This window comes from Pseudomonas sp. R11F (genome assembly GCF_050312575.1).
Classification (GTDB): domain Bacteria; phylum Pseudomonadota; class Gammaproteobacteria; order Pseudomonadales; family Pseudomonadaceae; genus Aquipseudomonas; species Aquipseudomonas palleroniana.
The window spans coordinates 15,243-27,948 of sequence record NZ_JBNPJU010000034.1; the positions used below are offsets into that span (position 1 = coordinate 15,243).

The following is a 12,706-nucleotide window of genomic DNA, read 5'->3' on the forward strand; positions in this document are numbered from 1 at the left end:
GCCCATTCGCCAACTACAGCTTAACTACAAGACGTAGAACGGCACGCGGCAACTTTCCTTCGCTCTTTTTGGAGCGCACCTATACGGGGGGCCGAGCATGCTGACCTTGCTCAATCTGCTTTCCGCCGTGACCCTGCTGATCTGGGGCACGCACATCGTCCGTACCGGCATCTTGCGGGTCTACGGTTCCAACTTGCGCCAAGTCATCGGGCAGAACATGTCCAAACGCTGGTTGGCGTTTGTCGCCGGGATCCTGGTGACGGCCATGGTGCAGAGCAGTAACGCCACGGCCATGCTGGTGACTTCGTTTGTCGGCCAGGGCTTGATGGGGTTGATGCCCGCCCTGGCAACCATGCTCGGCGCCGACGTCGGTACAGCATTGATGGCGCGGGTGCTGACGTTCGATTTGTCCTGGCTTTCGCCGCTGTTGATTTTTCTCGGGGTGATTTTCTTCCTGTCGCGCAAACAGACGCGGGCAGGGCAGATGGGCCGTGTCGGCATCGGCCTGGGCCTGATCATTCTGGCGCTGCAATTGATTGTCGAAGCCGCCGGGCCGATTACCCATGCCCAGGGCGTCAAAGTCATCTTTGCCTCGCTGACCGGCGATATCTTGCTCGATGCCCTGGTCGGCGCCCTGTTCGCGATGATTTCATACTCCAGCCTGGCCGCTGTGCTGCTGACCGCGACCCTGGCCGGTGCCGGCGTGATCGGCCTGCACGTGGCCATCGGCCTGGTGATCGGTGCCAACATCGGCAGCGGCGTGCTGGCCTTCCTCAGCACCAACATGCAGAACGCCGCCGGACGCCAGGTGGCCCTGGGCAGCCTGTTGTACAAACTCATCGGCCTGTTGCTGATCATTCCGATACTCGACCCCCTCGTACGCTGGATGGATGGTTTGGACTTCAGCACCCAGGGCATGGTCATCACCTTCCATCTGCTCTACAACGTCAGCCGCTGCTTGATCCTGCTGCCCAGCATCGGCCCGATGGCCCGTCTCTGCGCCTGGCTGCTGCCGGAACAGCCGGAGACCAATGGCAAAGCCAAGCCTCGCCATCTGGACCCGGCCGCCCTGGATACACCCAGCCTGGCCCTGGCCAACGCCGCCCGCGAAACCCTGCGCCTGGGCGACCTGATCGACAACATGCTCACCGCCATGCAAGAGGTGCTACGCGGCAAGCAGACCGCCATCACCCAGGAAATGCGCAGTCTCAGCGATGACGTCGAGGCGCTCTACAGCGCGATCAAGCTGTACCTCGCGCAAATGCCCCGCGAAGACCTCAGTGAACACGACAGCCGCCGCTGGGCCGAGATCATCGAGTTGTCGATCAACTTGAAACTGGCCGGCGACCTGATCGAACGCATGCTGCGCAAAGTCCAGCAGCAGAAAACCTCCCAGCGCCGGCAGTTTTCCGAAGTGGGCCTGGAAGAACTCACCGGCCTGCACGGCCAGTTGATCGCCAACCTGCGCCTGGGGCTGTCGGTATTCCTCAGCGCCGACCCGGAAAGTGCCCGGCAATTGCTGCGCGAGAAGCGCCGCTTTCGTGCCCAGGAACGGCGCTTGGCTCACGCCCATGTGAGCCGCCTGCAACGCAAGATCGTACAAAGCCTGGAGACCAGTTCCCTGCACCTGGAACTGATTGCCGACATGAAGCGCCTCAACTCGCTGTTTTGCAGCAGCGCTTATGTGGTGCTGGAAACCTCTGACACCGGTGCGCTCTCCACTGAAGATATTGCCGACATCACCCATTCGCCCTGAACGTACGATGGCGCGTGAAGTCAGTTAACAGTGGACCTCACCCGCCGGGAAGTTTGTTATGCGTCGCCTGTTATTCGCCTGCCTGCTCATGGGTTCGGCATATACCTTTGCCTTTGACCGCCTGCACGTCGAGGGCTACACCTTGCCCAACGGCCTGCAAGTGCTGCTCAAGCCGGGCACCGAACGCGGGCACGTGGCCATCCGCCTGGTGGTCGGTGTCGGCCTGGATGACTTCAGTTGTGAGGACAAAGAACTGCCGCACCTGCTAGAACATGTGCTCTTCAGCGGCATCGACGGCGCAGGCGAGGGTGACCTCGAAGACCGTATGCAAGCCTTGGGCGGCGAATGGAATGCCTACACCAGCAACGCCGACACCACCTTTGTGATCGAGGCGCCGGCACAAAACCAGCGCAAGGTGCTGGACCTGCTGCTGGCCATCATTACCCGCACCGAACTCACCGACGCGCACATCAATGCGGCCAAGCAAGTGGTCGAACGCGAAGACGGAGGCCATTACTCGCACCTGCAACGCTTGCTCGACCGCCAGGACCTGGGCCACAGCGCCAGCAATCAACTGGCTGTCGAACTGGGACTCAAATGCGCCGAACGGGCTCAGGTCAACCACCTGACCCGCAATCAGTTGGAGGCGCTGCGCAAAAATTGGTACGCCCCCAACAACATGACCCTGATCATCGTCGGCGAACTCGACAAGGTGCTGCCGGCCTATCTGGAACGCACCTATGGCCAACTTGAGCCGGTGGAGCCGAGCGAGCATCGGCCGCTGCCGGAGATCCAGCACGCCGCCGCCAGCCACCGTGACTTGATCCACGGCTGGCTCGGTAACGGCGCCAAGTTGCACTGGCTGTTCCCGGAACCGGTGCTGGACGACCAGCATGATGAAACCTACGACCTGCTCAAGGACTACCTCGACTGGGCGTTGTACCGCCAACTGCGCCTCAAGCACGGTTTGTCCTATGGCCCCTGGAGTGAGCGCGAAGTGCTCGGCGGCGTAGGTTTCCTGAGCCTGAATGCCGACCTTGAACGGGGCGACCTCGGCGAAGCGGAACAGGTACTGCAAGACCTCAAGACGCAATTGCTCAAGGACGGCCTCGACCCCGCCACTTTCAGCCGCCTGCAACAAGCCGCCATCGCGCGCCAAGCCTGGGCCGTGCAGGGCAACAGCGAGTTGGCCGACTATTACTGGCGCGCATCGGGCGACTACGCCGACGGACACTTCAGCGACCCGGTCAAACGCATCAAGGCGGTTAACCTTGAGCAAACCAACCAGGCCATGCGCCAAGTCTTCAACCAGCCGGGCTATTGGCGCATCGAAAAGCCGCTATTGAGCTATGACGCCCTGACGTGGATCGGTGCCGGCGTGCTGGGACTGATCGCCATGCTATTGATTGGCCTCAGGCTTTATCGCAAACGGATCACGCAATGAAGCACCGCACACCAGGCTAAGACGTTATTCTGTCCGGCGATTTTTCCTACTCCGACTGTGAACCGCCCATGCCAAACCTGCCGCCCCTTATCCAGCGAATCCTGGAGCTGATCAAGCGCTACCCCGGGGTGATCGCACTCGGCGGTTTTATCTCGGGCGTGTGCAGCTTCATTCTGGTGGATCGCCAGCAAGGCATGGCCAGTTGGATCGCGGTGATCATGCTAGTGAGCTGGCTGTGGCTGATGCTGGAGAACAGCTTTACCCAACTGTTTGCCAAAGTCTTCAACCGGGAAATCCCCGAGCCCCTGTTGCGCTACGCCACCCAGATGATCCATCAGGAGAGTCTGTTTTTTGTGTTGCCGTTTTTCTTTGTCACCACCACCTGGAACAGCGGCCAATCGATCTTCACCGGTTTACTCGGCGCAGCGGCACTGGTGTCGATCACCGACCCGCTGTACTACAAGTGGCTGGCGCCCAAGCGCTCGCTGTTCCTCGCACTGCACACCTTGACCCTGTTCGCCGCGCTGCTCACTGCGCTGCCGATCATCCTGCACCTGACCACCGCCGAAAGTTACAAATTGGCCCTGGGCGTGGCCATGGCACTGTCGATCCCAAGCCTGGCCGCAAGCCTGCCGCTGCGCAGCGTCAAAGGCTGGGCGATGCTGCTGGGGGTGACGGCGGCCATTGGTTGCGCCGGCTGGTTCCTGCGCACCTGGGTGCCGCCGGCCACGTTGTGGATGACCGAGGTGGCTATCAGCACCCAACTGCAAGATCGCACGCCCGGCGATGACCTCAAGGAGGTCAACGCCGCCCAACTGCGCAGCGACGGGCTGTACGCCTATACCGCGATCAACGCGCCGCGCGGCTTGGATGAGCGGATCTATCATGTGTGGAAATTCAATGGCAAAGAGGTTGATCGCATTGCCCTGGATATCCACGGCGGGCGCAAGGAAGGCTATCGCGCCTGGACCCATAAGCAGAACTTCCCAGCGGATTCGGTGGGCCGCTGGCAAGTGCGCGTGCTGACCGAAGACGGGCAAGTCATCGGCGTGTTGCGCTTCAAAGTCACTGACACCGCACAAACGGACAACCCGAAGTAGGCGGATCGTGCTATTACGTAGCAATTGTGGATAACCAGACAAGCTCGGAGCTTATGACCACCAGTACGACGGCCGGCGCAGCCCACCTCGATACGTCCACCACTCCGCCGTTACTCAGGATTACGGGGGACTGGACGCTTGCCCACTACGCCCACCTGAAAAAGCTGTCGAACACGCTCGACGGCCAATACGACGCCGGTGCCCACATCGACCTCAATGGCCTCGGCACTTTGGATACCGCCGGCGCATCGCTGCTGGTGGAACTGCTGGGCCCGGACCGTATCGAGCACTCCGCCGAGCGAGCCGATTGCAGCCTGTCCGCCGCCGACCGCGCCTTGCTCAAGACCGTCTACCACTCGTTGAATGATTTCTGCGTGCCGCTCAAGGAACCCGAAGAAGCCACCGGCATTCAACTGCTGGCCCGCATCGGCCGAGCGGTAGACACGGTGTGGCAGGACGCGATGAAACTGCTGGGTTTTATCGGCCTGATCCTCGAAACCTTCGCCCGTGGCATTTTGCGCCCCAAACGCTGGCGCCTGACGCCCATGGTGGCGCATATCGAACAAACCGGCCTCGACGCCGCGCCCATCGTGGCCCTGCTGACGTTTCTGGTGGGTGCCGTGGTGGCGTTCCTTGGGGCCACGGTGCTCAAAAGTTTCGGCGCGACGATATTTACCGTGGACCTGGTAGCCTTCTCATTTCTGCGCGAATTCGGCGTACTGCTCACCGCGATCCTGATCGCCGGCCGCACCGCCAGCGCCTTCACCGCGCAAATCGGCTCGATGAAGGCCAACGAAGAAATCGACGCCATCCGCACCCTGGGCCTGGACCCGATGGAACTGCTGGTCCTGCCTCGTGTGTTGGCGCTCTTGGTGGCGCTGCCGATGCTGACCTTTCTGGCGATGCTCTCGGGGATCATTGGTGGCGGCGTCGTGTGTGCGGTGGCGCTGGATATCTCGCCGGCGATGTTTCTCTCGCTGCTGCAATCGGACATCGGTGTGCAGCACTTTCTGGTGGGCATGGTGAAGGCACCGATCTTCGCCTTCCTGATCGCCGCCATCGGTTGCCTGGAAGGCTTCAAGGTCAGTGGCAGCGCCGAGTCGGTCGGCGCCCACACCACCTCCAGCGTGGTGCAATCGATTTTTGTAGTGATCGTGCTGGATGCGGTCGCGGCGATGTTCTTCATGGAGATGGGCTGGTGAGTCGTCTACACCGTGCGCCCACTGAGGCGGTCATTGAAGTACGCGGGCTGTGCAACCGCTTCGGCAGCCAGAGCGTGCACGAGAACCTCGATCTGGATCTGTATAAAGGCGAGATCCTTGCGGTGGTCGGTGGCTCCGGCAGCGGTAAGTCGGTGCTGTTGCGCAGCATCGTCGGCCTGCGCCGGCCCAACGAAGGCGAGGTGCGCGTGTTCGGCAAGAACCTGCCGAACCTGTCGGAACATGAACGCTCGCTGGTGGAACGGCGCTTTGGCGTGCTGTTCCAGAAGGGCGCGCTGTTTTCTTCGCTGACCGTCACCGAAAATGTCGCCCTGCCATTGATCGAACACGCCGGCCTCAGCCGCGCCGACGCCGAGCATCTGGCGGCGGTCAAACTGGCGCTGGCCGGGCTGCCGCTGTCGGCGGCCGACAAGTACCCGGCGTCGCTGTCCGGCGGCATGATCAAACGCGCAGCCCTGGCCCGAGCGCTGGCGCTGGACCCGGACATCCTGTTTCTCGATGAACCCACCGCCGGCCTCGATCCGATCGGCGCGGCGCAATTCGACCAGTTGATCCTGACCCTGCGCGATGCCCTGGGCTTGAGCGTGTTCCTGGTCACCCACGACCTCGACACGCTATACACCATCACCGACCGCGTCGCGGTGCTGGCTCAGAAAAAAGTGCTGGTGGCGGACGCCATCGATATCGTCTCGGAAACGGACGACGCCTGGATTCACGAATATTTCCACGGCCCCCGTGGCCGCGCGGCGTTGGATGCCGCTCAATCGCTCAACGAGGTATGACATGGAAACCCGAGCCCATCATGTGATGATCGGTCTGTTCAGCGTAATCGTGGTGGTCGGCGCGATGCTATTTGGCCTGTGGCTGGCCAAGTCCAGCGTCGACAGCGCCTTCCAGGATTACGAGGTCGTGTTCAACGAGGCGGTCAGCGGCCTGTCCCAGGGCAGCTCGGTGCAGTACAGCGGGATCAAGGTAGGGGATGTCACCAGCCTGCGCCTGGACCCCAAAGACCCCCGCCGCGTCCTCGCCCGCATCCGCCTGGCCGGGCAGACGCCGATCAAGGAAGACACCCAGGCCAAACTGGCCCTGACCGGTATCACCGGCACCTCGATCATCCAGCTCAGCGGCGGTACACCGCAAAGCCCGGTACTCAAGGGCAAGGACGGTAACCTGCCGGAAATCATCGCCTCACCGTCGCCCATCGCGCGCCTGCTGAACAACAGCAACGACCTGATGACCAGCGTCAACCTGTTGCTGCACAACGCTAATCGCGTCTTCTCCGGCGAGAACGTCGAGCGTTTGAGCAAAACCCTGGACAACTTGCAGCAAACCACCGGTGCCATCGCCGACCAGCGCGGCGATATCAAAGTGGTGATGCAACAGTTGCTGCAGGTGAGCAAGCAGGCCGGCGCCGCGCTGGAGCAAACCACCACGCTGATGCGTAGCGCCAACGGGCTGCTCAATGAGCAAGGCAAGCAAGCTTTCGGCAGCGCTGAGCAGGCGATGAAATCCCTCGAACAAAGCACCGCGACCCTCAACACCTTGCTGACCGACAACAAGGACTCGGTGAACAGCGGCATGCAGGGCCTCAACGAACTGGCACCGGCGGTGCGTGAACTGCGCGAAACCCTGGGTTCGCTGCGCGCCATCTCCCGTCGCCTGGAAGCCAACCCCAGTGGCTACTTGCTGGGCAGCGACAAGAACAAGGAGTTCACGCCATGAAGCGTGCTTACCAAATGATCGCCCCTCTGGCACTGGTGCTGGTCGGCGCGTGCTCGATCCTGCCCAAGGCCGACCCTTCGGACGTGTACCGTCTGGCCTCGACCCAGACAGCGACCCAAGGTGCAGCGGTCAGTTGGTCGCTGCGTATCGCCAAGCCGCAAACCAGCGAATTTCTCGACAGCCCACGCATTGCCGTGGTGCCTGATGGCAACCTGATCAGCAGCTATGCCAATTCACGCTGGAGCGACCCATCGCCCGTCTTGCTGCGCAATCGGTTCATGGACGGCTTCCAACGTGATGGACGGGTGACGCTGCTGAGTACCGATGAGACCAACTTGCAAGCCGACTATGAGCTGGGCGGGCAGTTGCAGGCGTTTCAGAGCGAATACCGGGGCGGGGCGGTGGAAGTGGTGATCCGCCTGGATGCGCGGCTGGTGCGCGGCAGTGATCAGCGGATCATCGCCAGTCGGCGATTTGAGGTGCACCAGCCGGTAAGTGATACCAAGGTGCCTGCGGTGGTTGCCGCATTCGGGCTGGCGGGAGACCAGTTGAACAGACAGGTGGTGGATTGGGTGGTGGCGCAGGGCAATGCTACTGCGAAACGCTGAGGGTCTCATCGGGAGCAAGCCCCCACACATTTTGATCTGTGAATACAATCAAACGGTGGGAGGGGGCTTGCTCCCGATAGCGGTCTAAGGGTTAGCCAAAGAACCAGTAGCACACCGCAATAGCCGCCACCACACCGGCAAACTCCGCCAGCAATGCACACCCCACCGCATGCCTGGCTCGCTGGATGCCCACCGAGCCGAAGTACACCGCCAACACATAAAAGGTGGTTTCCGTACTGCCCTGGATCGTCGCCGCCACCAGCGCCGGGAAGCTGTCCACACCCTTGGTCTGCATGGTCTCGATCAACAGCGCCCGCGCCGCGCTGCCGGAAAACGGCTTGACCATTGCGGTCGGCAACGCGTCGACAAAGCGCGTGTCCATGCCCGTCCAGGCCACCACATGACGAATGCCTTCCAGGCCGAAGTCCAACGCTCCGGAGGCGCGCAGCACACCCACGGCGCAAAGCATCGCCACCAGGTACGGCAGCAGGTTCTTGGCCACGTCGAAGCCTTCCTTGGCGCCCTCGACAAACGCTTCGTACACCTTGACCTTGCGCAACGCACCGATTACCAGGAACAGCATGATCAGGCCAAACAGCGTCAGGTTGCCGAGGATCGAAGACAAGCTTGCCAACGCCGTGGCAGACAAGGTCGCCAGCAACGCCATGAAACCACCCAACACCAAGGCGCCGGGAATCAGGTAGGCCAGCACCACCGGGTCCCACAGCCGCAAGCGCTGCATGATCGCCACCGACAGCAGGCCGACGAGGGTCGAAGCGCTGGTGGCCAGCAGGATCGGCAGGAACACCAGCGTCGGGTCGGCGGCGCCTTGCTGCGCGCGGTACATGAAGATGGTCACCGGCAGCAGCGTCAGCGACGAAGCGTTGAGCACCAGGAACAGGATCTGTGCGTTACTTGCGGTGTTGGGGAGGGGGTTGAGTTCTTGCAGTGCCTTCATCGCCTTGAGGCCAATCGGCGTGGCGGCGTTGTCCAGGCCCAGGCCGTTGGCGGCGAAGTTCAGGGTGATCAAGCCAATGGCCGGATGGCCGGCGGGCACCTCGGGCATCAGGCGCCGAAACAGCGGGCCGAGGGCCTTGGCCAGCCAGTCGACGATGCCGGCTTTTTCAGCGATGCGCAAAAAACCCAACCACAGCGTCAAGGTGCCGAACAGCAGCACCATCACTTCCACCGACAGTTTGGCCATGGCGAAAATGCTTTCCACCATCGCCGCGAAAATCCCGGCGTTACCGCCGACCAGCCATTGCGCCAGTGCCGACACCATTGCCACGACAAAGAAGCCAAGCCACAGGCCATTGAGCATCAGATGAATCCCCCGAAAGATGGGGCGAATGATAGCGGGGCTGACAGAAACGACAAACCCCGGATTTCCCGGGGTTGGTTCAGATCACATTGCTATCAGCTACGGCTGGTCTCGCCGATCACCGAGGCTGTCTTGCTGCGCCAGTGCGGCAGGGAGTTCCAGTAGCGCTCACCCTTGGCGTCGTCGTACATGCCTTCCCAACGGGAGATGACCAATACGGCCAAGGCGTTGCCAATGACGTTGAGTGCGGTACGCGCCATGTCCATTATGCGGTCGACACCGGCGATGAACGCCAGGCCTTCCAGCGGAATACCCACACTGCCCAGGGTGGCCAACAGCACGACGAAGGACACACCCGGCACGCCGGCGATACCTTTGGAGGTGACCATCAGGGTCAGCACCAGCATCAGTTGCTGGCCGACCGACAGGTCGATGCCGTACAGCTGGGCGATAAAGATCGCCGCGATGCTCTGGTACAGCGTCGAACCGTCGAGGTTGAACGAGTAGCCGGTCGGCACCACAAAGCTGCAGATAGCTTTCGGCGCGCCGTAGGCTTCCATCTTTTCGATCACGCGCGGCAGCACGGTCTCGGAACTGGCAGTGGAGTAGGCCAGTACCAGCTCATCCTTGAAGATGCGGATCAGCTTGAGGATCGAGAAGCCAAACAGACGAGCGATCAGGCCCAGCACCGCAAAGGCGAAGAACAGGATGGCGACGTAGACCAGGATCACCAGCTTGGCCAGCGGCAGCAAGGAAGCGAAGCCGAAGTTGGCGACCGTCACCGCGATCAGTGCAAAGACGCCGATCGGGGCGTACTTCATGATCATGTGGGTGACTTTGAACATGCTCTCGGAGACGCCCTGGAACATTGTCACCAGCGGCTCGCGCAGCTCAGGCTTGAGGCTCGACAAGCCCAGGCCGAACAGCACCGAGAAGAAAATGATCGGCAGCATTTCGCCACGGGCTACGGCGGCAAAGATGTTCGATGGAATCAGGTTGAGAATGGTCTCGATGAACGCATGCTCATGCTGCACTTCAGCAGCCGTGGCGGTGTACTTGGAGATATCGACAGTGCCCAGGGTGCTCATGTCGATACCCGCGCCCGGGTGGAACAGGTTGGCCAACAGCAGGCCGACCACGATGGCAATGGTGGTGACGATTTCGAAGTAAAGGATGGTCTTGACACCAATCCGGCCGAGCTTTTTCGCGTCACCGACCCCGGCAATGCCGACGATCAGCGAGGAAATCACAATCGGGATCACGATCATCTTGATCAGGCGGATAAAGATATCGCCCGCCGGCTGCAACACATTGCTGATCCACCAGGCTTTTTCAGCACTGAAATGGTTGAGCACTGCACCGATTGCGATCCCCAGCACCAAACCGATGAGGATCTGCCAGGCGAGGCTTAGCTTTGCCTTCTTCATGTCATTACCCTTACTTCAAGTGGACTTAAGGCGAATGCGCCAGCTGGAACGCTCGAAAGCGAAAAAGTGTGAGCATCGGCCTCCATGGAAGGTCACCGCAGCGTGGCCGAAATGGCTTACTGGCAGGCGAAAAAAGGCGCAACTATTCCGATGCAAGGGAGCGACGTCTAATGCCGTAAACGCCTACCCTATGCCGAATCGGCATGAGTTTTTTTGATAATAACTGTCCGAATGGTCAGTTCAAATGCGACATATTGTCTGGCAAATATGCCGTGAACCTGCCAAACCCGGCTCGCTCAGAGATGCTGGACGACTTTCAGGCGGTGGCGCAATTGCCCGGAAAATCCATGACCTAGCGCCAGAAGTGTCCTATGGTGCGGCAAAAAATTTCTCGATAGATGGTCACGCCGACATACCCAGTAATGGTTAGTCAGCAGCGAAAGAGAAAATAGTTGCTATGCGCGGTATGCGAAGAGCGGCATGCGAGGCGGATGATGAGAGTCATAAGCTCGCCGCAAGTTCAGCAAGCAAAAAAACACTTGTGAACTTGCGTCGCAGCTTTTCGCCTGACCCGGCCCTCGCGCAGGCACTCCCTGTGCCCGTAGGTCACGCCGATCTCGATCGATCAGAGCAACCCGGCCCCCTGGTCATGCATCGCCCTTGGCGAGCGATGCAGACAGAAAGAAGCGCAGTGGCTTCTTTCTATGGATGAAGGTTTCGTAGACGCTGCAAACGTCAGACGCAACCTAGTACCAATTCGGATCTTTCTTGAGCTGCTCCATCAGCAGCTTTTGCATGCCTTCGTCCGGCTTGCCAAGGAAACGGTAGTCCGCGTGGCGTGTCGGCGACTTGTCCGCCGGCAACCCGGCCGGTACCTGTACCAACATGGCGTAGGCGTGCTTCTTGTCATAACTGAACGCGACGATCAGACGTTTGCTGCGACAGGTGTCTGCCGTCTCGCAGAGCGGCCCTACCAAGTACTTGTCGCCATCCTCTTCGACGGCATTCATCTGCTCCGCCGCGCCCGACAAGTTCATGACCCATTCCGGCAGGCGTTCTTCTTTCTTCACCACGCCTTGCCAGGTCTCACGAAACTGCGAATCGGAACTCAGCAACTCGTTGGCCCGGGATTGGCCGTCATTGGCGGCCATTGCCCAGCTACTGCCGCCCAGAAGCAGGACGGCAGCCAAGGTTTTAAAGGACGAAGTGGTCATAGTCAGCCTCGGCCGCGACGACCAAAGAAGAACGAAGCGATAAACATCACCAGGAAAACCACGAACAGGATCTTGGCGATACCCGTAGCGGTGCCCGCGATACCACCGAAGCCCAAGACGGCAGCCACAATGGCGATGATCAGAAATGTGATAGCCCAACTCAACATGGTGATTCTCCTTACGCTTCTATAGGGGTAACAGGGGTATTACCGTGCAGCCGCTCAACCAGAACGACCTTTTCTTGCCTAGAACACCCAACGTTCTTGGACGGGCAGTTCGCCCAGGGTGGAATCCTGATCGACCACTCTCAATTGCGGAGCCGTCACGTTGCCAAGAGAACGGCTCTCAAGAGAAGAGAAATGGGTCTGGGTCATGATCGGACGTTCAAACTGAGGGACTTGCTGCTGATGACTCTGCTGCCAAGCCTGCATTTGCTGCCCGACAATCAACGTGACCATCAGCGCCAGGCTGGCAAAAAGACCTTGCTGCAAACGCAGGGACGAAATACGCAGTTGGCTGAGGTGTTGACGAGTCATGCTGTATTTCTCCCGCATTCTGATTATTCGTTCATGACACTGTTGGGAGAGTTATTGCAGAGTGCATGCCAGTTTTTTTAAACAAAAAAACTCAATAAAATCAGAATGTTATGACTTTGCTTTGAAGGCGCCGCCCAGCATCCTGCACGATGCCCTGCCCAGGGCCGTGCGAATTGCACGATAGCCAATGGTCGGGTAAAGGGATCGAAAGCCTTCATCGAGTTGCCGAAGTGGCACGAAGGCATGAATACGCCACCAATCAGCGGGTTTGTAGGAAGGCGCGCAGATAGCTGCACGAAGATGCTTTTTATGAATCAGAATGAACCATGCAACTTGCCCGATTATTCCGGGACTAACC

Annotated in this window: 12 protein-coding genes; 7 read left to right on the top strand and 5 right to left on the bottom strand. The window is 60.2% G+C overall.

What is annotated here, in order from left to right; translation table 11 throughout:
* Positions 1-97: 97 nt before the first annotated feature.
* The 7 genes from ACQRBV_RS08635 (at position 98) to ACQRBV_RS08665 (ending at position 7,850) form a co-directional block, all read left to right on the top strand.
* Positions 98-1,756 carry a Na/Pi cotransporter family protein gene (locus ACQRBV_RS08635; protein WP_060756472.1) on the top strand — a complete coding sequence of 553 codons (1,659 nt, stop codon included), beginning with the start codon at positions 98-100 and terminating at the stop codon, positions 1,754-1,756.
* Between the two features lie 58 nt (positions 1,757-1,814).
* Entirely contained in the window at positions 1,815-3,200 is a 1,386-nt protein-coding gene (locus tag ACQRBV_RS08640; protein WP_244701298.1) for a M16 family metallopeptidase, read from the top strand.
* Positions 3,201-3,268: 68 nt separating this feature from the next.
* On the top strand, positions 3,269-4,300 hold the full coding sequence (locus ACQRBV_RS08645) for a DUF5924 family protein (RefSeq protein ID WP_060756474.1): 1,032 nt from the start codon (positions 3,269-3,271) through the stop codon (positions 4,298-4,300).
* Between the two features lie 53 nt (positions 4,301-4,353).
* Positions 4,354-5,502 carry an MlaE family ABC transporter permease gene (locus ACQRBV_RS08650; RefSeq protein ID WP_060756475.1) on the top strand — a complete coding sequence of 383 codons (1,149 nt, stop codon included), beginning with the start codon at positions 4,354-4,356 and terminating at the stop codon, positions 5,500-5,502.
* Entirely contained in the window at positions 5,499-6,302 is an 804-nt protein-coding gene (locus ACQRBV_RS08655; protein WP_060756476.1) for an ABC transporter ATP-binding protein, read from the top strand. The genes ACQRBV_RS08650 and ACQRBV_RS08655 overlap by 4 nt, the downstream gene beginning before the upstream one ends.
* Position 6,303: 1 nt before the next feature.
* Positions 6,304-7,242 carry an MlaD family protein gene (locus ACQRBV_RS08660; protein ID WP_060756477.1) on the top strand — a complete coding sequence of 313 codons (939 nt, stop codon included), beginning with the start codon at positions 6,304-6,306 and terminating at the stop codon, positions 7,240-7,242.
* A complete protein-coding gene (locus ACQRBV_RS08665) occupies positions 7,239-7,850 on the top strand; it encodes an ABC-type transport auxiliary lipoprotein family protein (protein WP_205344238.1) in 612 nt (203 codons plus the stop codon). Before ACQRBV_RS08660 ends, ACQRBV_RS08665 begins: the two co-directional genes overlap by 4 nt.
* 91 nt (positions 7,851-7,941) lie before the next feature.
* On the opposite strand, the gene ACQRBV_RS08670 is transcribed toward ACQRBV_RS08665, so the two are convergent.
* The 5 genes from ACQRBV_RS08670 to ACQRBV_RS08690 form a co-directional block, all read right to left on the bottom strand.
* Positions 7,942-9,171 carry a nucleoside recognition domain-containing protein gene (locus ACQRBV_RS08670; protein WP_060756479.1) on the bottom strand — a complete coding sequence of 410 codons (1,230 nt, stop codon included), beginning with the start codon at positions 9,169-9,171 and terminating at the stop codon, positions 7,942-7,944.
* Between the two features lie 95 nt (positions 9,172-9,266).
* Positions 9,267-10,598 (bottom strand): glutamate/aspartate:proton symporter GltP, encoded by a 1,332-nt coding sequence (gene gltP / locus ACQRBV_RS08675; protein WP_060756480.1) that lies wholly within the window; start codon positions 10,596-10,598, stop codon positions 9,267-9,269.
* A 746-nt stretch (positions 10,599-11,344) separates the two neighbouring features.
* A complete protein-coding gene (locus tag ACQRBV_RS08680; protein WP_060756481.1) occupies positions 11,345-11,812 on the bottom strand; it encodes an inhibitor of vertebrate lysozyme family protein in 468 nt (155 codons plus the stop codon).
* 2 nt (positions 11,813-11,814) lie between these two features.
* Entirely contained in the window at positions 11,815-11,979 is a 165-nt protein-coding gene (locus ACQRBV_RS08685; RefSeq protein ID WP_003170804.1) for a DUF1328 domain-containing protein, read from the bottom strand.
* A 78-nt stretch (positions 11,980-12,057) separates the two neighbouring features.
* Complete coding sequence (locus ACQRBV_RS08690; protein ID WP_060756482.1) at positions 12,058-12,348, bottom strand: hypothetical protein; 291 nt, start codon at positions 12,346-12,348, stop codon at positions 12,058-12,060.
* Positions 12,349-12,706: the final 358 nt, after the last annotated feature.

What these genes read in the sequence shown, in the direction of transcription:
- ACQRBV_RS08640 (WP_244701298.1), top strand. Translation starts at nt 1,815, where the DNA reads ATGCGTCGCCTGTTATTCGCCTGCCTGCTCATGGGTTCGGCATATACC.
- ACQRBV_RS08645 (WP_060756474.1), top strand. Translation starts at nt 3,269, where the DNA reads ATGCCAAACCTGCCGCCCCTTATCCAGCGAATCCTGGAGCTGATCAAG.
- ACQRBV_RS08690 (WP_060756482.1), bottom strand. Translation starts at nt 12,348, where the DNA reads ATGACTCGTCAACACCTCAGCCAACTGCGTATTTCGTCCCTGCGTTTG.
- ACQRBV_RS08665 (WP_205344238.1), top strand. Translation starts at nt 7,239, where the DNA reads ATGAAGCGTGCTTACCAAATGATCGCCCCTCTGGCACTGGTGCTGGTC.
- ACQRBV_RS08635 (WP_060756472.1), top strand. Translation starts at nt 98, where the DNA reads ATGCTGACCTTGCTCAATCTGCTTTCCGCCGTGACCCTGCTGATCTGG.
- gltP (WP_060756480.1), bottom strand. Translation starts at nt 10,598, where the DNA reads ATGAAGAAGGCAAAGCTAAGCCTCGCCTGGCAGATCCTCATCGGTTTG.
- ACQRBV_RS08660 (WP_060756477.1), top strand. Translation starts at nt 6,304, where the DNA reads ATGGAAACCCGAGCCCATCATGTGATGATCGGTCTGTTCAGCGTAATC.
- ACQRBV_RS08685 (WP_003170804.1), bottom strand. Translation starts at nt 11,979, where the DNA reads ATGTTGAGTTGGGCTATCACATTTCTGATCATCGCCATTGTGGCTGCC.
- ACQRBV_RS08670 (WP_060756479.1), bottom strand. Translation starts at nt 9,171, where the DNA reads ATGCTCAATGGCCTGTGGCTTGGCTTCTTTGTCGTGGCAATGGTGTCG.
- ACQRBV_RS08650 (WP_060756475.1), top strand. Translation starts at nt 4,354, where the DNA reads ATGACCACCAGTACGACGGCCGGCGCAGCCCACCTCGATACGTCCACC.
- ACQRBV_RS08680 (WP_060756481.1), bottom strand. Translation starts at nt 11,812, where the DNA reads ATGACCACTTCGTCCTTTAAAACCTTGGCTGCCGTCCTGCTTCTGGGC.